The 20,376-nt window shown below is 35.0% G+C and carries 22 protein-coding genes and 2 pseudogenes; 6 read left to right on the top strand and 18 right to left on the bottom strand.

The genetic code is table 11. The features are described from left to right. Nucleotides 1-205 (bottom strand): IS200/IS605 family transposase (gene tnpA, locus WAZ07_RS24100; protein WP_336474439.1); only part of this gene is annotated, 205 nt, incomplete at its 3' end. 119 nt (nt 206-324) lie between these two features. On the opposite strand from tnpA, the pseudogene WAZ07_RS24105 reads away from it, so the two are divergent. After that, nucleotides 325-642: pseudogene (locus WAZ07_RS24105) on the top strand (hypothetical protein); the annotation flags it as partial. Between the two features lie 529 nt (nt 643-1,171). Here WAZ07_RS24105 and WAZ07_RS24110 read toward each other — a convergent pair. The 6 genes from WAZ07_RS24110 to sleB form a co-directional block, all read right to left on the bottom strand. After that, the gene (locus WAZ07_RS24110) at nt 1,172-1,930 is read right to left on the bottom strand and encodes a DUF3959 family protein (protein ID WP_336474440.1); all 759 of its coding nucleotides are present in this window, start codon (nt 1,928-1,930) and stop codon (nt 1,172-1,174) included. A gap of 225 nt (nt 1,931-2,155) precedes the next feature. Next, complete coding sequence (locus WAZ07_RS24115; RefSeq protein WP_336474441.1) at nt 2,156-3,178, bottom strand: homoserine dehydrogenase; 1,023 nt, start codon at nt 3,176-3,178, stop codon at nt 2,156-2,158. A gap of 26 nt (nt 3,179-3,204) precedes the next feature. Further along, nucleotides 3,205-3,696, bottom strand: a complete 492-nt coding sequence (locus WAZ07_RS24120) for a GNAT family N-acetyltransferase (RefSeq protein WP_413788943.1) — start codon at nt 3,694-3,696, stop codon at nt 3,205-3,207. A 134-nt stretch (nt 3,697-3,830) separates the two neighbouring features. Beyond that, nucleotides 3,831-4,436, bottom strand: coding sequence for a YhcN/YlaJ family sporulation lipoprotein (locus WAZ07_RS24125; RefSeq protein WP_336474442.1), 606 nt, complete (start codon nt 4,434-4,436; stop codon nt 3,831-3,833). An 18-nt stretch (nt 4,437-4,454) separates the two neighbouring features. Then, the gene (gene ypeB / locus WAZ07_RS24130) at nt 4,455-5,795 is read right to left on the bottom strand and encodes a germination protein YpeB (RefSeq protein ID WP_336474443.1); all 1,341 of its coding nucleotides are present in this window, start codon (nt 5,793-5,795) and stop codon (nt 4,455-4,457) included. Nucleotides 5,796-5,813: 18 nt separating this feature from the next. Next, nucleotides 5,814-6,581, bottom strand: coding sequence for a spore cortex-lytic enzyme (gene sleB / locus WAZ07_RS24135; RefSeq protein ID WP_336474444.1), 768 nt, complete (start codon nt 6,579-6,581; stop codon nt 5,814-5,816). A 145-nt stretch (nt 6,582-6,726) separates the two neighbouring features. On the opposite strand from sleB, the gene WAZ07_RS24140 reads away from it, so the two are divergent. Then, a complete protein-coding gene (locus WAZ07_RS24140; protein WP_336474445.1) occupies nt 6,727-7,050 on the top strand; it encodes a YqzG/YhdC family protein in 324 nt (107 codons plus the stop codon). A gap of 205 nt (nt 7,051-7,255) precedes the next feature. Here the strand turns inward: WAZ07_RS24140 and WAZ07_RS24145 are convergent, their stop codons facing one another. From WAZ07_RS24145 to kynU, 5 genes are all read right to left on the bottom strand, one after another. Then, on the bottom strand, nt 7,256-8,164 hold the full coding sequence (locus WAZ07_RS24145) for a serine hydrolase domain-containing protein (RefSeq protein ID WP_336474446.1): 909 nt from the start codon (nt 8,162-8,164) through the stop codon (nt 7,256-7,258). Nucleotides 8,165-8,285: 121 nt separating this feature from the next. Then, entirely contained in the window at nt 8,286-9,110 is an 825-nt protein-coding gene (locus WAZ07_RS24150) for an NPP1 family protein (RefSeq protein WP_336474447.1), read from the bottom strand. Between the two features lie 123 nt (nt 9,111-9,233). Further along, a complete protein-coding gene (kynA, locus tag WAZ07_RS24155) occupies nt 9,234-10,073 on the bottom strand; it encodes a tryptophan 2,3-dioxygenase (RefSeq protein ID WP_336474448.1) in 840 nt (279 codons plus the stop codon). A 36-nt stretch (nt 10,074-10,109) separates the two neighbouring features. Then, entirely contained in the window at nt 10,110-10,739 is a 630-nt protein-coding gene (gene kynB / locus WAZ07_RS24160; RefSeq protein WP_336474449.1) for an arylformamidase, read from the bottom strand. Between the two features lie 2 nt (nt 10,740-10,741). Beyond that, nucleotides 10,742-12,028, bottom strand: a complete 1,287-nt coding sequence (kynU, locus tag WAZ07_RS24165) for a kynureninase (RefSeq protein WP_336474450.1) — start codon at nt 12,026-12,028, stop codon at nt 10,742-10,744. A gap of 161 nt (nt 12,029-12,189) precedes the next feature. Between kynU and WAZ07_RS24170 the strand changes: the two genes are divergently transcribed. Beyond that, a complete protein-coding gene (locus tag WAZ07_RS24170; RefSeq protein ID WP_090914711.1) occupies nt 12,190-12,801 on the top strand; it encodes a TetR/AcrR family transcriptional regulator in 612 nt (203 codons plus the stop codon). Nucleotides 12,802-13,068: 267 nt separating this feature from the next. Next, nucleotides 13,069-13,908, top strand: coding sequence for an oxidoreductase (locus WAZ07_RS24175; RefSeq protein ID WP_336474451.1), 840 nt, complete (start codon nt 13,069-13,071; stop codon nt 13,906-13,908). A gap of 328 nt (nt 13,909-14,236) precedes the next feature. Here the strand turns inward: WAZ07_RS24175 and WAZ07_RS24180 are convergent, their stop codons facing one another. Beyond that, on the bottom strand, nt 14,237-14,659 hold the full coding sequence (locus WAZ07_RS24180; RefSeq protein WP_336474452.1) for an e9imm peptide: 423 nt from the start codon (nt 14,657-14,659) through the stop codon (nt 14,237-14,239). 237 nt (nt 14,660-14,896) lie between these two features. Continuing rightward, nucleotides 14,897-15,702, bottom strand: a pseudogene (locus WAZ07_RS24185) (Cof-type HAD-IIB family hydrolase). 223 nt (nt 15,703-15,925) lie between these two features. On the opposite strand from WAZ07_RS24185, the gene WAZ07_RS24195 reads away from it, so the two are divergent. Continuing rightward, nucleotides 15,926-16,651, top strand: coding sequence for an MBL fold metallo-hydrolase (locus tag WAZ07_RS24195; RefSeq protein ID WP_336474454.1), 726 nt, complete (start codon nt 15,926-15,928; stop codon nt 16,649-16,651). Nucleotides 16,652-16,809: 158 nt separating this feature from the next. Here the strand turns inward: WAZ07_RS24195 and WAZ07_RS24200 are convergent, their stop codons facing one another. The 3 genes from WAZ07_RS24200 to WAZ07_RS24210 form a co-directional block, all read right to left on the bottom strand. Continuing rightward, entirely contained in the window at nt 16,810-17,442 is a 633-nt protein-coding gene (locus WAZ07_RS24200) for a LysE family translocator (protein WP_090914721.1), read from the bottom strand. A gap of 249 nt (nt 17,443-17,691) precedes the next feature. After that, nucleotides 17,692-17,856, bottom strand: coding sequence for a DUF2197 domain-containing protein (locus WAZ07_RS24205; protein WP_090914723.1), 165 nt, complete (start codon nt 17,854-17,856; stop codon nt 17,692-17,694). Between the two features lie 27 nt (nt 17,857-17,883). After that, nucleotides 17,884-18,513 (bottom strand): TetR/AcrR family transcriptional regulator, encoded by a 630-nt coding sequence (locus tag WAZ07_RS24210; RefSeq protein ID WP_336474455.1) that lies wholly within the window; start codon nt 18,511-18,513, stop codon nt 17,884-17,886. Between the two features lie 434 nt (nt 18,514-18,947). Here WAZ07_RS24210 and WAZ07_RS24215 point away from each other — a divergent pair, with 434 nt between their 5' ends. Further along, nucleotides 18,948-19,439 (top strand): DinB family protein, encoded by a 492-nt coding sequence (locus WAZ07_RS24215; protein ID WP_336474456.1) that lies wholly within the window; start codon nt 18,948-18,950, stop codon nt 19,437-19,439. A 371-nt stretch (nt 19,440-19,810) separates the two neighbouring features. On the opposite strand, the gene WAZ07_RS24220 is transcribed toward WAZ07_RS24215, so the two are convergent. Next, complete coding sequence (locus tag WAZ07_RS24220; RefSeq protein ID WP_336474489.1) at nt 19,811-20,332, bottom strand: DinB family protein; 522 nt, start codon at nt 20,330-20,332, stop codon at nt 19,811-19,813. Nucleotides 20,333-20,376: the final 44 nt, after the last annotated feature.

Here is a 20,376-nt window from a genome sequence, read left to right on the forward strand (position 1 = left end):
GATGTGCCTGGAACAAGATATGTACATGATCAACATTGTGATTCCATTCTACTAACGTTATATTGTAGTTTTCTGAAAGTCTTACAAACATATCTTTTGCATAGTCAGATATGGTATCATCAAATACTTTCCTTCTGTATTTCACGACTAATACAAGATGATAATACAATAAGAATACTGAATGGTTATTACTATCTAATTCCATTATTATACCAACCTTTATCAATTATAAGACTGATTATAAAAGAAGAAAAAATAAAAACGAGGGAAACCGATGTACAGAATCAGATGATTCGAAGGTTTTCTAGAAAGGATGCATATATATTGTCTTTTCCTAACATCCCTAATATTACTCCCACTATTTCTGTTACGACTGCACAGACGATTCCATTACTTTTAAGCTCCATTGCCCTAGAAGAATTAGCTTTGGCTCACATTATCAATGCTGAGGCAGAGAAAATTCAATTTGTTCTCGGAACATTACCACCAGGAAGAACGACACTTTCTCCTCCGGTGGTTACGATATCCAATCTTCTTGCTATCGACTCGAGCGTGCAAAGAACTCTTCGTGACGTCATCAAGAAGGAAATGCTGCTTGAATTCAAATTTGAAAATGTTCTGGATCTATTAGAGACTATTTCTCCTACTCCTCCTCCATCCACAACAACGATTACCCTGAACGCTAATCCAACTACTATTATTCTAGGAATAGGATTTACCTCAACTCTTACTGGTCAAGTATTGGTGAATGGAAGTCCCCCTTCAGCAGGTACACCGGTCAATTTTTCAGTGAATAATGCTGCTCTTGGTACTATATCTCCTAATCCTGCTTTTACAGACGCATCGGGCAACTTTACTGCCATTTTTACAGTCAGTGATGGAACTGGGACAGTAATGATTACCGCTACTGCTTTGGGAGGAAGCAGTGACCCCGTCACTATTACTATATTTTGATAATAGGGTTCTGTTACAAAATTTCACAAGAGATAGACATAGGTCAACAACGTGTATGACTAAATATTATGCAGCCGCTAGTAATTGTTATGATTCATTGTACGTCGAAAAGACGAAATCTATTTAAAGACTTCGTCTCCGTTTATATAGGGCATGATCCTTCTCAATCAATTGCACGATATAAATAACACCCGTTTTCTTTGACTTTTATTATTCCCTATGCGTTAAAACGGTTTTTTCTTCGCTCCATTCTCGTCTGTCCTTGCACTGTTCCAGTATCATTATGTTGCTCCGTTTGTGTTGCACTGTAAGTTGGTGTTTGCTCTTCATAGTTTCGTTCATATGGACGAGTGTCTCTTTGTTTAGAAGATTTTTTACCGAACTTGAGCATTTTAAATTTTAATCTCGGTAAACTTGGAATGCGAATTTTAAATGTAGGTCTCATTCGCTTCTTTTTTTGTTTAAATGTGTTTGTTTTTTCTTGCTTATTGTTATCACGATGCAGCGCGTTTGCAAGCAATCCACCGAGTAAGAAACCTGCCACTAAAATGACTAAATACAATTTTTCTGATGTGAGTAGGTTCATCATTCGCTGAAGAACTGCTAATGATTGAATTTGTTTTACATCCCAAAGCATTGCGCCCCATAATGCGAGTAATCCTAGCGTAATGGCATATGTACGGAATCGGAATAAAAACGGGATTACAGCAATACATGCAGCGATTTTTGCGTTTGCAATTAAAGAATCGACTGTTATGTATTGATTCCAAATTGCCAGCAAGAGTGTGATAAATGCTGCGTATGCTACCCAACTAAATATTCGTGAATGCATTCGTTTTGCATGATAACTCCCAAAACTAGTTAAAAACAATAACCCGCCTATATATAATGATAATTGTAGCGGCATTTGTTTCATTATACCTGTAACTGGGAACAGGACGCTGAGCACCATTAACAGTACATCAAGTTTTTTCACAATTCTCAATCCCTTTCAGTTTTCTAACCTCTATAGCATAATAGTATTTTTCTGTTTTGTATATGTAAAAATAACATACTTAAAAAATATCTTAATCCTACTGATGATAAAAAGTAAATAAAAAAGTATAACGATAATTGACAATAGATTACTACTTTTATACAAGGGAATGACAAATCCCGCTTCTTCCAAATAAGCGGGATTCTCACATCAGCGTATGTAAGGCTATATCCTATCTTTTCGATACAAATTGATCACATCTTTTAAAGCTGCGGCTGCCGCTCCTCTTGGATTGGAAGCTCCGCCAATGGAAGTGACTGATCCCATCGTGTCTGTATAAAAAGTAATTCCTTTTTCGGTTCCTGTAACACCTGCTAGTGAGTGGTTCAAGTCTACTGCAGATGGTTGTACTTCAAGCTGCACTTTTCCGTCATCGTCTGTAGATGCTCTTGCTAGTAGTTTGATTTGTTTTCCTTGCTTTTTTGCTTTTTGTATATCTTGTTTTGATACGTTTTCTATTCCTTTCATACTCATATCTTCAAGTGTATATTCTGTATGTAATAAACTATTTGATAACAATAATAATTTACATGCGCTATCCATTCCGCTTACATCTAATACAGGATTTGTTTCAGCAATTCCTTTGCTTTGCGCTTGTTGCAATGCTTCTTCATATGAAGTGTTGTCTTCATACATTTTTGTTAAAATATAATTGGTTGTCCCATTTAAAATTCCTTCAATGCGTTTAATTTTGCACCCCGCTAAGCTAAATTGACCGATATCTAATGTAGGTAGTGCAGCAGCTGTTGCACCGCTATAGCGGATGCTTACATTTGCGACTCGAGCTGCTTCGCTTATTTCTTTCCACGATGTTACAAGTGCGCCTTTGGAAATAGAAACAATATCCATTCCATTTTCAATCGCTTGTAATATATATTGTTTTCCTGGTTCCCCACTTTCAATATTGGTTGGTGTAGATTCAATTAAAACGTGCCCCTCCATGTTTTCGTTATACACCGGATGTTGTTCTATATATCTATGTAAAGCTGCTGATCCGTCGCCTAATGCAAGTAAAGTATCGGTATAAAGCCCCTCTGGGCGATATAACTTCACATCACGTCCAATAATTCCAGCAAGGAGTAACTCTAAACCATATTCTTTTTGAATACATGACGCTTTCTCGTGAATAAGTTTTACAAATTCTTTTCCAACGTTTCCATAACCGGCAAGTATTAATTTGATTTGCATAAGATCCTCCGCTAACTTTTGAATGTTTATTTTTTGACAGGTAAATATAAAACAAGTTGCGGTCCAATTGGTCCTATTCGGCGTTGTCCTCTGTCTTCAAATCCGACTGTTATGTATAATTTTTGTGCAGGAATATTTCTTTCATTGACGGCTAATACAATTTCTTCTATGTTTGGAAAGTATACATCTACATAATTTGGTAGCAAATGCAATGCTCGCTTTGCATATCCTCTTCCTTGTTCAATGTAATTGATTGAAAATGAAGTAAGTAACAAAGAGCTTTCTTTGTTTGTATATTCTTGCACACGACTTCCTGATTGCAACGCAAAAATACCAACTGGCTTGTCATCAGCTAAAATAACAATAGGATTTCGAGTTGGATCCTGCTGTGCTTTGTCTAAAAGTTCCATTGGATGAGCTGTGAATTGTACTTGTTCTTCTGGTAAAGTAAAGGTTTGTAACGCTTCTTTATATTCCTCTGTATACGGAACAAGTTGAATAGATTGATTCATTTTCATTACTTTTAATCCCCCAGTTCTAAAAACATATGTTTCCTTCCATACAAAATCATACAATATTTTTAGGAATAAATGAAATTTTCAGTCTTAAAAACGATAAAACAATCCCCGTGCTACATAACACGGGGATTGTTTTATCGTTTTAATTGTTGATTCGATTGGTCAACTTGTTCTTGTTTTAATTCATTTTGTTCGCCTTTTTGTAATTGTTGATCGTTTTCTTTAACTGGATTGTTCTGTTTTGTTTCTAATAAATCATTTGGAACTTGCGGCATCGCACGCCCTACAATTGCCGCAAGTTCATCGAGAATTCCTTCACCAGCTTTTCCTTCTTGAATACGTTTTCCAATTTCTTTTAAGCGCTCGTACGTATCTAAATCGGCCACAACAACTGCGTTTGAACCTTGTGGATCATGTTTTAAGCTCTCTGCAACGGAGTATTTTATTGTTTCTACTCTTGTACGATCTAACTTAGCACCTACATCAATGCCGACAATGGAATACTTACCAAGAACAACAGCCGTTGCATCTCTTACACCAGGTATACTTGAAGCAATGCTTGCAAGATGATCAGCCTTTGTTTCATCTGATTTGCGAGTATTTTCTTTATTTGTTACGTTTCTTGTTTTATATTGATTTATATTTGAAGTTGGTTTTGGATTAGCTGCATTATCATTCTTTTTTGTACTGCAACTTGCTAATAGAAGTAAACAGATACAAAAATATAAGGTTTTCCTCAAAGGTGTCACTCCTATTCATTAATCAAAAATTTGTTCTACACTTTGCAATTTTTTCACTTTTTCTTCAGTACCACTATCGGCATTAATAAAGATTTGATAGGTGTCTTTCCCAAGTGTTCCTAAAAATTCATAACATAGTACCTCTTTATGCAAGTCATTTACAACGATTGCCTGACGCTCTTCCATAACTTTTAAATTAGGATTAATTTTCTTCCGCGCATCCGAAACCGATAGTGTTGGTTTTGGAATTTTTATATCTTTCCGAGCTGCTAAATAGTCTTTAGAAGAGAAGCCAACAATCGAACCGTCATCAAGCGCTATTTTCATTTGAATGGATTCTGGATATATACGCACGTTGTCCCGATTCGTTACGAATGTGAAAACACCGATAGAGTCGTATTGTGAACTTTCATATAACTCCATATCTTTGAATTTATTTTGTTTTAAAAAGGAAAGTCCCTTTTCTCCTGCTTCATTTAAGCTAATCTTTTGTTCTTTGACTTCACGGCTGTTCATCACCCAAATTGGATAGCCACCTTGTTCAGTAATGTCCATATTCGTTTCACTATTCGTCTTAGGATCTTTTACTGTAATGCTATAAAATTTTTCTTTTGCTCCCTTGCTGCTTTTTTCAGCAGAAATCGTTTCAGATCCCTTTAAGCTAAGGAAAGATTTTGCGATATTTATCGCTTGGTCTTTTGAAATTTTTGGACCAGATATGTGCGTCTCACCTTTTTTTTCTGTTTGCAAACTTGTAAACGTTGGTCCAAAACGCTTTTCTGAATAAGCGTTACTGTTTTTTTCTACTGTTTTAAACCCGTCTATAATCGTGTTATCGGCTGGGTTTTTATTAGAAGCAAGCGCTAGTTCAACATCCATCCAACGTAAATTATTTTTTAGAGCAAGATGCTGTACTTTACGCAGTTCATCTTGAATATTTGCAGCATTATTATATAGTTGCTGGAGTGTATTATATTCTTGGTCATTCAATGGTGCTTTATCTAAATCACGTATAGCTGTACGGTAACTAAATTCTCCGATATTTGATAGAAATTCTTCTGTTTTATTAAACGGGAGTAACGTAAGTGGTAATTGACCAATATCAGAATGTGCCTGAGATGTGATGCGCCACACTTCGGCTAATGCAGGTGATAATGATGTTCGTGAATTCATTGCTAATGTTGTCCCAATTTTGTCATGTAATAAATCAACTTGATAGGCTAAATCATGGAAAGCACGCTGGTAGTTATTTTCAGCGTGAATTAATACCGCATTTTTTTCTTGGTGCTCTTTATATCCCCAATATCCTGTGCCTACAACTCCGATTGTTAATAAAACAATAATTAAACCTCTAAACATATCTCATCCACCTCCTAACTAGTTACAAAAAATGTGTCTTCCAATTTTCTTAATTTGCGGGCGACCCCAAATCCACTTACTTGTTGCAGTATTTGGATTAAAATAATAAATTGCTCCTCCAGAAGGATCCCATCCGTTAATTGCATCAAGCACGGCTTTTTTTGCTGTTTCATTTGGTGTTAAATTAATTTGGCCGTCTGTAACAGCAGTAAAGGCGCGCGGCTCATAAATAACTCCTGCGACTGTGTTTGGAAAAGATGGACTGCTAACGCGATTTAAAATAACAGCTGCGACGGCAACTTGTCCGATATAAGGTTCACCGCGCGATTCTCCGTATACAGCATTTGCCAAGATTTTAATGTCATTTTGCGAGTATCCATTCGGAACATTTGTGCCTTTGTTTTGTGCCGGTTTATTATTTTGTGCTGGTTTATTCTTTTGGTTGTTCGCTGTGTTACTTGATTGTTTTTCGTATTTTGTAGCTTTAACGAGCTTTTGTTTTGTCGCTGTACCAACAAGTCCGTCAACCTTTAATCCGAATTTTTGCTGAAAATTCCGAAGTGCCCAATATGTACCCCACCCAAAGACACCATCTACTTTCCCATTGTAAAATCCAATGTACTTGAGTCTTGATTGTAGTTCGATTACATCTTCTCCAGAAGCTCCCTTTTGGATGACTTGATTGGAAAAAGCCCCTACCTGCTTCTCATGAACACTACTTACCAACAAAGTAATCGCCACCGTAATGAGTAGAAGCGGTACTTTGAAGAAAGCTTTACACTGCATAGTTCAACCTCCTTGAATTTGACGATGATTTCAAGGTTATTTTTTGTAAATAATGCGATTTTATGTAATGAAGACCAAAAAAAGCACATTCATATGAATATGCCTAAATGTAAATACTATAAAAAATGCTATAAAGGAGCTTAATATGACTCGTTTATTTATATGCATCGGCCTTGCTGCAATTGTTTTATTTATTTATAAACCTTTTCCTGCTGTTCATGCGCAGCCTCCATATGCGAAATGGGGAAAGATTGCGGTGCAAAAGACGAAAGAAAAATACCCGCAAGCTGATATTATCGATTATCTTCATATTGGAAGAAGACCAAAAACAGTAAATATATCAGTTGAAAAATTTAAGTTGTGGTTGCGGGAGAAAAACGGAAAAGAATTTGGAGTATTTGTTGATGTAGAATTTGACACAAAAACAGAAAAATTTATTAGCATTTCTTTCAAAGAAACTCCAAGATAAGAAAAGCGACATGCCATGCCAAAAGAAGAAGCTATTTTCATGGTAAGTATTATATAAGGTGAACTCTATTCCATTAAAGGAGTTTATATTTTGGTAGTACGTAAGTATGGAAATCATGGCTTTAAAATCGTATGTAAGCATCGCAACAAATTCAGTGAGCGGTTTTGTTGCATTACAATATGTTTGGACAAACAAAGTCTGTTTTTCAGTGCATTTCTTGTAAATATTTCACAAACAGTTTGAGTGGTACTAAACCTCGTTTAGGCATTTGACTGCTAATGACTGCGGTGAGTTCTAATTGAGGTACAATTAAAATATACTGTCCGCCGTATCCCATTGCAAAATATGTATGATATGGCACGTTGCATGTCTCTCTATCTAAGATCCACCAGTGATATCCGTATGCTCCAACACGTTCATACGTTGTAAATCTCTTTTGATGCGATTGTTCAATCCAGTTTGAAGACACGAGTTGCTGTCCGTTCCAATAGCCGTTTTGTAGACATAATTGACCAATTTTCAACATATCTTTTGGTTTCATTTTCATACCAAAACCGCCAACAAAAATTCCTTGTGGATCTTGTTGCCATTGATAGCTCGTAATGTGTAACGGTTCAAATAAATATTTATCAACAAACGCTGCTGTTGTCATTCCTGTCACAAGTTGCAAAATGTAACTTAATACATGTGAAGAACCAGAATTATAGTTCATTTTTGTACCCGGTTGCTTGGTGATCGGTTTATTAAGAATATAGTCAATCCAGTTTTGTGACTCTACGAAATCATTTGGGAAAATAACACCGTCACCAAACTCTTTCCAGTCTTCTCCCGTTGTCATCGTTAATAAATGATACATCGTTAGTAGCTGTTTTTCTTTTGGCATATTTGGAATCCACTCTACAATAGGTGTATGAATACTATGGATATACCCTTTTTCAAGTGCAATGCCAATTAGAATAGAGATAATACTTTTCGTTATCGAATTAATTTTATATACGTTTTGTGCACATTTCTCTGTTTTATAATATTCTGTAACGATTTCTCCTTTTTGATAGACGAGGAAAGCATTTACTTTTTTCTTTTTAAATGTATGTTCCAATTCTGATAAGTTCAATATACACCCCTCCATTACTACTTAGCACTAATTTGACTTATTATAACGAAATTTGAAATGAGAAACAAAAAAGAGTAGATTTTTTCTACTCTTTTTATATGTATTCATATGAACGTTATGTTTAAGGGAGCGGCGGATTATCCCATTCTTCGCGTTTCCAAGGTGCTTGGCGAGGGTCGCTATGTTCGTTTGAATAGAGAAGATAAGCTGGATCACCGTAATAAAACGTATCAGGAGCAGCTACATATTTTGTTACACCATCAATTGGATCATTGCTATAGAGAATCCATGGTTGATTCGTTTGATCCCCTTCATCAAGACGTCCATTATTTTTTGTAATGTCTCCATTATAACGAATTTGGACTCCATCTTCTTTATCCCATTTCATCGCATGAGCTCCTCCATCAACACCAATTAAGGGATGCCCATCATCTTTTGAAACTTCTGCCCATGGCTTTATTTTATAACCATTGTGACTCGATATAAGCAAATGTGTTGGAACGCCATTTTTCAAGTAAACAAAATACTTTTCCCAATCGTGTTCATGGTTGTTAATCCAATCATTATCGGCATAATAAAGCCAATACTCATATATTTCATATTCTCCTTTTTTAGCGATATGAAAATAGACAGCTGGTTGTTGATTATTTGGACCACGATTTGTTAATCCTGTTGATCCTATTCCTGTTACGGCATTTCCAATTTTGAAACGAATTTCATTTTCTTTATTATGTTCAATATCGTTATCATAAGACTGGAAACGAAAAGCGTGAGGGAAATTTTTTTCCCCTGTATCCATCCAATCTGTTCCATCAAATTGAAGTGTTGCTAAATAAGCAGATGGATTGGGAGCCGCTTCAACATTTGATGAAAGGATTCCAAAAGATCCTCCTATTGCAGAAAATGTTATGAATGTCTTTTTAAAGAAATTTTGCTTACTAAACATAATTTTTTCACCTACTTTATTTCGTATAACAATACTATAATACATAATTTCAATTTAAAAATATGCAAATAAGCATAAAAGCTTTTTTCATAAAGAAAACTTTTATGCTTATTGTTTAATCGTTTATAGTTTTGTCCGAATAGCCCAAAGTTCTGGGAAAAATGATTGATCAAGTACACGTTTTAAATACGAAACGCCTGAAGATCCGCCAGTGCCCATCTTATTCCCAATAATACGTTCTACCGTTTTCATATGACGGAATCGCCACTGCTGCAGCCAATCTTCAATATCGATTAGCTTTTCAGCTAATTGATATAAATCCCAGTATTTCTTCACATCTGAGTACACTTCTAACCATGCTGCTTCTACTGTTGCATCCGCCTCATATGGTTGTGTAATATCCCTTTGAAGAACGCTTTTATTAATTGGAAAGCCTTCTTTTGCAAGTGATTGAATCGCAACGTCATATAGGCTCGGTGCATGAAGTGCCTTATGTAGACGAGCGTGCAACTCTGCATCTTTTTCATAGATTTTAAGAACATGTGGTGTTTTATAACCGAGTGCAAATTCAATCATGCGATATTGATAAGATTGAAATCCAGATGCTTGACCAAGTGAATCACGGAATTCAATATATTCAGACGGTGTGAGCGTAGCAAGAATATCCCACGACTGAATAATTTGCGATTGAATTTTTGAAACACGTGCAAGCATTTTAAAAGCAGGAGCAAGATTATCATTTTTAATGGATTCAATAGCTGCTTCTAATTCATGCAAAATTAATTTCATCCAAAGTTCACTTGCTTGGTGAATCACGATGAATAACATTTCATCATGATGATTAGACAGCCGCTTTTGACTCGATAGTAAACTATCAAGTTGTAAATATTCCCCGTATGTCATGTTATTACGAAAATCTGTATGAATCCCCTTCTCCATAATCACTTTTTCATTTTCATTCATGCGTGAACATCCTCTCTATGCAGTATATACTTATTTTTATAATGGTTTTAGTACGGCACGCACTGGACTACCGTCTGCATCTGTTAGTGAAAGCGGCAGGGCAATAAGTTCGTAGTCTCCGTCTTGTACATTTTCTAACACAACATTCTCTAAAATATGAATACCGCGTTTAAATAACTCATGATGTGCTGCTAGTTCTTTATCATCAAGTGGGTCCACAGACGGAACATCAACACCAATTAAACATATTCCCTTTTCATAAAGAAAAGGTGCAAGATCCGCACGTAAATATGGAATCGTTTCAGGAAATACATGTGGATTTATTTTTGATGAGGTCCGCAATAATAATCTACTAACCCCCTCTAAATCATGGGCTTTAAGTTCTTTTGCTCCGATGCTTTCGTGACCTGTTACATCTATAATTCGAGCAGGGCCAATGTAGACGTTAATGTCTAAATCACTTACTTTTTTACCGTCGCTATCGAAGTGAAACGGAGCATCAATATGTGTGCCGGTGTGAATACTCATCGAAACTTTACCAACATTAACAGAGCCGCTTTGCTCTTTTGTCCATGAAACTTCATAGGAAAAAGGTGTATCACCAGGCCAAGTGGCAATATCATTGTTTAGAGGTTGAGAAATATCAATCCACTTGTTTTCTTTCATCTTTACGCCACAACCTCTCGTTTATTTTCAAATTGTTTATACTCCTCTTCCACCATAATTTTCTTTAAAATTCGGACAGCATTCCACACTTCTTCATACGTATTGTATAAAGCAACAGGAGCTAAACGAATTCCATTTGGTGCGCGGAAATCAGGAATAACTCCATTTGCCTTTAATGCTTTGCAAATACGTGCTGCTTCTTTATGTTCCAAATAAATATGTCCGCCTCGTTTTTCATCTTCTAATGGATTACCAAGTATAAAGTCCATATCTTTTAATTCATAATTTATGAGGTTTATCATATAACGTGTAATATGCAAAGACTTTTGTCGTAGTCGATCAATGCCCGCTTCTTTAAATATCTCTAAAGAACCAATCAGTGGTGCAACGCTTAATACGTGCGGTGTTCCAATCTGATAGGCGCCGGCATGTTCAGCTGGTGTAAGTTCGTGCTCCATATCAAACTGTTTATCTTTTCGAGAGCCAAACCAACCTGCTAATCCTGGTAGACGATTGAAATGCTTTTTATTTACGTACAAGCCGCCAACACCGCCTGGACCAGCATTTAAATATTTATAATTACACCAAACTGCAAAATCGACGTCCCATTCTTCGAAATGGTGCGGAATGGAACCGATTGAATGGCAAAGATCAAAGCCAATATGGATCCCGCGTTTATGTGCTTCTTCTGTAAGAAGTTTCATATTTAAAATTTGTCCGCTTCGATATAACACGGCTGGAAGTACTATGAGTGCAATATCTTCCGTCATCGCTGCAATGATATCTTCTTCATTTAACGTTCTTCCATCCCTGCTTTTCACTTGAACGAGATGCTGTGCAGGGTCCAATCCTTTTAAACGAATTTGGCTTTGCAAAGCATAAATATCAGATGGAAATGTTAATTCATCAGCAAGGATTTTTGTTTTTCCTTCTTTCGGTTCGTAGAACGTAGCAACAACTTGATGTAAATTTGTCGTCGTAGAACCAGTTACAATTACTTCTTCGGGCGTGGCGCCAATAAGAGGAGCACTTAATTCTCCTAATTGTTCAGATAAGAAATACCAAGGATGCTCTCCTTCTGTCCAGCCATCAATGCCAGATTGTTTCCATGAATCTAGCAATGTTAATAAAGACTTCTCAGCTCGTTTTGATAAAAGTCCAAGCGAATTTCCATCTAAATAAATGGTTCCGTCTTTTTTATAGAATTCATGTTGAAACGATGCAAGTTCATCATAACGATCACATTGACAAGCATACTCATAAGATGGTTCAAATGGTTTTGCGTACATTCTGTCACCTTCCTTTGAATTTTCTCTTAATTCTAATTAGTTAAAATATATCACCAAAACTGACATAACGTCAATGACATAATGTCAGTTGACAGTATATTACTATTTCCCCTACAATAAAGTTAATTTTTCTGATATTTCAGTATAAAGGTGTGGTACATATGACTAAAGATACTTTTTCGGCAAGACAACGCCGTTCGCTAGAAACAAAAAAGAAATTATTATCAGCTGGTCGTGAAGTATTTATAGAACAAGGATTTCAAAAAACAACAATTTCCCAAATTATAAAAAAAGCAGAAACAGGATATGGAACAGCTTACGTATACTTTAAAAATAAGGATGATTTGCTCATTGTTTTAATGGACGATGTGATGAACCAGTTTTATACAATTGCAGAACGTGTCTTTCATCCGGTAACAAAGCAAGCAGCTCACAGTATGATTCAAAAGCAAGTTCATGCATTTTTACAAATGGCAGAAACAGAAAGACAACTATTACAAGTTGTTGAAGAAGCAATCGGTACTTCTAAAGAAGTTCGAAACAAATGGGATGCTATTCGAGAACGATTTATTGAACGAATTGTTCAAGATATTACATATTCACAAAGAAGCGGTTTAGCACGTAAAGATTTAAATTGTTTTTTAGCAGCAAGAAGTTGGTTCTTTGCGAATGAAATGTTTTTATGGGAAATTGTACGAAATGAACGAGACTTTTCTCTCGAAGACATTGTACATACATTAACGGAAATGTATATGGGAGGGCTTTATTCTTAAAATGTACCGTATAAAACAGGCCTTTTAAAGTGTATATTCTATACCGTACACTTTCATTTCTCGTATTTCTAGGTTATCTATTGGAAATAGCATTTCCCTTTTATTTCCCTGGTAAGCGCATATTCTGACAGATAAAAGGGAATTTCCCTATAAATCTACTTTTTTATATAAGAATATAAATACGTCTATGAAATAATCTATTGAATCTCCCTTCCTTCTTTCGATATGATGAAATCAAACTGAAATTCAATAGAAAGTGAGAAACAAATGACAGAAAAAATTGCGATTATCACAGGTTCATCAAGCGGATTTGGGCTTCTTACATCATTAGAATTTGCTAAAAAAGGCTATCTTGTCATCGCTACGATGCGGAATGTTAAAAAACAAACAAAATTGCTTGAACAGGCAGCGACGTTACATATAGAGAGTAATATAAAAATTCAACAACTTGATGTCACTTCCCAAAAGTCTATTGAGAATTTTACATCTTTTATAAACACTCTTGAACGAATAGATATACTTGTGAATAATGCTGGCTATGCAAGCGGTGGGTTTGTTGAGGAAATTCCACTTGAAGAGTATCAGAAACAATTTGAGACAAACGTATTCGGGGCCATCTCCGTAACACAAGCTATTCTTCCAATAATGAGAAAACAAAAACATGGAAAAATCATTAATGTTAGTAGCATCAGCGGAAAAATTGGATTCCCCGGCCTCTCCCCTTACGTTGCATCTAAATATGCCCTTGAAGGCTGGAGTGAGTCCCTTCGTCTAGAAGTTAAACCATTCGGAATCGATGTTTCATTAATTGAGCCAGGATCATATAACACAAACATATGGGAAATCGGACAAAAACTTGCGGAAACCTCTTCCGAATCTCAGTCACCTTATAAAGATTACATGAAAAAAATTGAACAACATATTCAAAACGGGAATGAGAGTTTTGGAGACCCGCAAGATGTTGCCGAGAAAATAGTAAGTATTGCACAATCACAGCATCCAACTTTACGTTATCCAATTGGAAAAGGTGTAAAATTAATGATGCTCATAAAGAACATACTACCGTGGAAATGGTGGGAATTTCTTGTTTTAAGGCGTTTTAAATAGTGTAAAAAAAACAAGAGAACTGACTCGAAAATGGACTACTGTCAGCTCCTACTGGTACACTCGCAATGCCGAACATTTTCGAATCGCCGATATATCAGTGAACATATAAGATGGAGTTGATTCAAAAGACTAACGGGTTCAGTTTTGAAGTACAAAATTATACTTAGAAGATAAATTCACAATAAAATTAGAAACCGAATTGACCTGCAAAATCACATTATAATTAGCATATGAAAACGCCCAGAGTTGAAAAAAACTCTGAGCGTCTTTTATTGTCTTATTCAATTAAAGTCCCCTTGAGCGTTAACTCTACTTGGAGCAACACACTTTATAAGTGTAATGGTTTATAAGCCAATGCTTTGTCTATAATTTCTCTGGCGGTTAATTCTTCATCACTCCAGAAAATATAATCACTTATTTTAGGGTCAACAACAGACGATGTAAGCATGTCCAACCAAATTGTCAGCTCCCATTCTTCTCCTTCCCCATCCATAAGTTTTTGAACCAAGGTAACTAACTCGTCTTTACTTAACTCACCTAACTTTATAGTTTTATGATTAATAGCTCTTTTTACAATGTATTCTGCACCGTAGTCAGCAAAAAATAATTCTTTTGCATTTGGATAGGGAACACTATTTTCAAATACAGTAAGTTTATGTTCAAAATCTTTCCCAAAATCTTGTAGCTCTTGAATTTCTAAAACTAATTTTAATAGTTTCTTTTCGTCCAATTCCTTACTCCCTTTGTTCAAGATAACCGTCTCATTAATTTAAGTACATTTCTTCACAATTTCTATATTCATTTTAACATAAAATTACAATTATCCTTTTGATTTATCAAAATTAACATAGTATTTAACGCGTTGACAATAGCTATTGTCAACATGTTATTTGAGGTTTTATTCCTTATGCTATATTATCCGTAAAAACTCTATTATTTGTTCAATTCTCTTTTCCACACTTGCTAATTCCCTTCTTCCAATACATTTTTAACCCTTACTAACAGTACAAATTAACTTCTCTAACACCTCCGCTACACCATCTTCATCGTTGGATCTCGTAACGACATATGCAACTTCTTTTAATTCTTGTATTGCATTTTCCATAGCGACCGGAAAGCCGCACGCATGAAAAAGATCTAAATCGTTCCAATCATCACCAAATGCCATTATGTTGTTCATAGGTATTTGACTTTGAATGCAAAGATCCATTACGGCTTGTTTCTTAGAAACGCCTTTGGCCATAATTTGAATTAAAGTTCCCGAATCGGTACATACAGTGTTTACTTTATGTTCAAATTTCTTTTGTAATTTCTCGTAATACGGATATTGTGTGATTAATAATTTTGAAGCCTTAATTTCTTTCAATTCATCTAACGAAACTACAATTGGATTTACAATTGCATTCATAGCTTTACTATAATCTAGCGTCTTGTTGCTATACCATGTATCTTCAGATTCAATAGAAAGACAAGCATCTGAATGATGAGTAATTACATATTCAACAATTTCATCTGTAATAGCTGATTCAACTGGATAATGTTGTCTGTACTCTGATGTATTATCGATGATTAAGGCGCCGTTATAATACACAATCGCTGCCATGTCTTGAAGTTCCTGAGGAAGAAAGGCTTTTACTGAACGCGGGGGTCTTGCTGTCGCAAAATAACAGTTATTCCTTTTTTATAACATGCGAGGATAGCTTGTAAATTTCTTTTCGATACTTCTTTTTGTGAGTTTAATAACGTACCATCTAAGTCTAAAACAATTCCTTTAACGTTTGATATAAGATCCATGTGAACATCTCCTTGTGTGAAAATATCTTTTTCATATTCTATATATGGTTTGGAAATCCTCTTTATTTAAACTTAACAATAAAAACAAACAAAATACTTGACAAAAATTTTTATTTATGTTATTATTATTATTTATTTGTTGATTAGAGTCGTGAAGCGTGGTAAATTATCCTATGTAGCAGTTAACTACTATACAAACACATTTACTAAGGAGGCTTAATCAATGAAGGTTTCAAATGGAGTTGCAACACTTGAATTAAACATACAAGGTTTCGCCTTACATCCTACACTTATCTGGGATGATGAAGAAGCTGTTTTGATTGATTCTGGTATGCCTGGTCAGTTAGAACAAATACGTACTGCGATGAATGATCTAGGAGTTCCTTTTGAAAAATTAAAGGCAGTCATTGTATCACATCAAGATATAGACCATATCGGAAGTCTTCCAGAACTACTACAAGCAGCCACTAATCAAATCAATGTGTATGCACACGAGCTTGATAAACCATATATCGAGGGGAAATTCCCACTTATAAAAACAGACCCTGAACGTATGAACAAAGAAGAATGGGCATCTCTTCCGAAAGAAATGCAATTGTTATATACGAACCCTCCTAAATGTAATGTAAATCAGATTTTAGAAAACGGACAAGAACTTCCGTATTGCGGAGGTATTCAAGTGATTCATACACCGGGACATACTCCTGGACATGTTAGCCTGTATGTAAAGAAAAGCAAAACCCTTGTTGCCGGTGATGCGATGATATGTGTAGATGGTTCTTTACAAGGACCTGTTCAGAGAACAACGTTAGACATGAATACAGCCCTTGCTTCTTTAGAGAAATATTTAGATTTTGATATTGAATCAGTCATTTGTTATCACGGAGGCGTATATAAGGATAACGCGAAAGAACAAATTCAAAATCTTGTAGAGCGAGTTAAGTTATAAAATCCAATACTTAGGTATAAAATGTATGATTATTATACTTAAGAAGTAGTAAAATAAATGTTTTAGTTACAATATCTTCAAAGAAAAAGCCTCTTTAAAGTTCAACTAAAGAGGCTTTTTCTTTCTCCTACAAGGGGGCATTTCTTTAAAGTCCAGGTTTATTGAGGAGCTTTTGCTTGAAGCAGCTTCAACCCCATACCGATAAAAATTATCCCTGTTATTTTATTTAGCACCATTCCCACTTTTTCATTTCCTCTTAGTTTTTTTGTAACATGGGAAGAAAAATAAGCAATAAATAGGCACCAAAATAATCCAGTAATTGTAAATGTAAGTCCTAAAATGATAAAGGATACAGGACTAGAAACTTTTGTATCTATGAATTGCGGGAGAAATGCAATGAAAAATAAAGCAACCTTTGGATTCGTAATACTTGTTAAAAGTCCTTGTACATATATTTTTCTAAGGTTCAGTTTGTTAGGTGCACTAGCTTGAAAATTGACATTTGTTTTATCAATCATCATTCTAATTCCTAAATAGACTAAATAGATCACACCAATAATTTTAATCGTATTAAATAGAATAATAGATTTTGTAAGTATGATTGATAAGCCAAAAGCAACTAATAATGTATGAACGAGGGAACCAGTAATAATACCAAAAACAGAATAAACACCAGCTTTTCTACCTTGTGAAATACTTCTCCCTACTATATACATTGTGTCTGCACCAGGTATTAAATTTAAAAGAATTCCCGTGACTAAAAACACCTCATAATTTATGATTCCATACATTTTGACACCCCTTTTTTATTTTTGCGGCGCCCTTATTCATAATATAACAAATTGTATGAAAACAACAGGTTTTACATTTCATTTTATTTCTTCCGTATCGAATTAATGATTGGACATCTGTTTCATCCATTTTCTCCAGAGCTAAAATCATATCTTTATATGAGCGTTCTGACTCAATTTTTCTTATAAGGGTCAATCTGTTTTCTTAAGTTGATGGCAATGTATGATGAGACCTAGTAGATATTACCACTATCTAAAAAAATGTTTTATTGCTTCAAGTTGTATTTTATGACTACATTCGTCACAGCAATATTTCCCTTTCGGATTTTTTTTGAATTGCTTATATTTTTTAGTTCCTTCATATACCCGAAATACATTTTTACAACAAAAACAAATAACCTCATAAAATATCATGTACTTCCCCCTCCTTAGGGTGATACGTTACTTTTGAGTTGCCCGCTCAAAGATCGTGATAAGTTCTTTAGTGTAATCTTTAACATTAAGATCCGGATTTCTCATTAGTTCCAGGCTAAACCCGTCGATAGCATGCCTGATTGTTAACGCCATTACCCTTGAGGACATTGCGAAAAACTCTCGAAATACTCCTTCTTGCATACCTAAACGTAGAATATTTTCAATGGGAAGAAAAATAGTATCATCATGTTTCGCTGCAAACCGAAGTTTTCCTTCATCTGTTCTTTCATTCGAAACAATTTCTATAACAGCGAATACATGCTTTCGATTTTCATCTATAAATTTCAGATTGGATTCAATATACGTTTGAAGCATTCCTTTTGGGGACGTTTGAGCTTCGATTTGCGGCCAAATAAAGGACTGGCAAGCTATATAGTAATCAATTACAACTTGCTCGAGAAGTTCTTCTTTGTTTGTAAAGTAATAAGAAATAACCCCCTTACTTATTTTTGCTCGTTTAGCAATTTGTCCCAAAGAAGCTTGTGCATAACCAACTTCAGTGATTGTCTCAATCACACATTCCACAATTTGAGCTCTACGGGCTTTTCCGATAAATGACATTTCTTTTTGCTCGTTTGTTTTATTTTTTATACTCATGGTTATATTTTAGCACAACTGTCCAAAAAAATACAATAAATACCATTTAGATAAGTTATTTCAGTTCATCTTTTTTATAAACGGGACGACTTTCTTACAAACGGTTCATCTTTGTTTCAAACCGGCAATTTAAGCATTTAAGTATTCAAAAAGATCCCCATAATGAAGACACCATCAAACATATAAAAGATAACTTTACGATAACCAAAATGGTTTTAGACAGTTGTTCTTTCTCAGTTAACACAACTTATGATAAACTAATATTATCAGAATTTTCAAAACAACAGAACGTTCATTATTCTGTTAAAGGGCCAGTTTAATTGAACAATGAATTGGCATGACACCTTAATTAGTGAGCTATCTACAACACGCCGCATATGAATTTTGACCAAAGGGATTATCTATTAAAGGGATTAAATTGGAGGGAATAGAAAATGGATGTAAAGACACTTTTGTTACAACAATGGGCAAGCTGCTTAGATGAAGAAGACTGGTTTCCACCACTTGAAAAAGTGCTAGAGGATATTACTTTTGAACAGGCAATTTGGAAACCAGTTGAGGGGAAAATGAATTCCATTTGGGAATTAGTTTGTCATTTACTTTTCTATAAAAAGAGACTTCTGATGCGATTTCTTGGTGAAACAGCGAATGAACCCCAGGCAGAAGATAATGAATCTACATTTCGATTACCAACTGAGACGTTTCAAAATTGGAAGAAAACAAAACAAGAATACTTTTATGTTCATCGTGAACTTGAAAAAATACTAGCAAAATCAGAATATGAAGATTTGTATAGACACATCCCTGGAGAAAGATCATTAGTGCTTGAACTGAAGAGTTTAGCATTGCACGACGCATATCATATTGGGCAAATTGTATTCCTAAGTAAAATGCAAGGAGCTTGGGCAGGGAAACGCAGCTTTTAAAAAGCTTCATTAGCTTTACAGTTATTCCATTATAGGGTGCTTTAATGGAATAAGAACGGGAACGTCCAAATCGGACGTTCCCGTATTTTATACCTGAAAAACAACAATACTACTTAACAAAGCCTATTGATTTTGAAAAAACAGTGAGTTTACAGCTCACTGTTTTTTCTATTCTTGTTGTTTCTTTAATATTTATAACTTTTACACCGTTAGGATTAATATAGCTTTAAATTTAGTTTTTATAAAAAGTTTGATCATTTTCTAGATGTTTTACGCAATAATCATACTTATTAAAAAAGAGCCGTATAAACAACTCTCAATCCGAACCAAATGTCGATTTTTTAAGAAAAAATCGATTACTCTTCTCTTGCCTATTTTTGATGAATAGCATCTTCTGAATACCAATAAAAAGCATAATCAGTCATAACGGAAGAAGCATCCAACTGATGCAACATAGCTGAAATATTCCCTCTATGATAGGTTCCATGATTCACAACGTGTAAGACCATTTCAGATAGACTTGTTTCTCTTACTCTTGCATATGGATTATCCAGCATAATGCTCTTTTCTATATCTTCCTGTCTGTTCAAAAAGGAAATAAAACGAGTCGTTAAAGTGTGAAATTCTGTTTCTAAATCTTCGATGGATAGTTTCTCAATCTTTTCTTGAAGTTGAAGTGATAATTGCATCGCCTCATTCATACTATGACCTTCAAGGATATTAAGCCATAGATATTCTGACAAATAGATATGAGACAAAACCTTTGAGATAGAGGAAAAGACACTTTTTATTTCTTCTTGATATTTCTCAGGAGAAAGTGTCTTAAGATGATTAAAAATCCGTTGATTTGCCCATACATGATAGTTATATAGACTTTCTACATGATTAGCTATACAATCGCCCCCTTATCGTCACTTTTCTCAATATTCTTTATCTG

Source organism: Bacillus bruguierae (assembly GCF_037104725.1).
In the GTDB taxonomy this organism is placed as follows: Bacteria; Bacillota; Bacilli; order Bacillales; family Bacillaceae_G; genus Bacillus_A; species Bacillus_A bruguierae.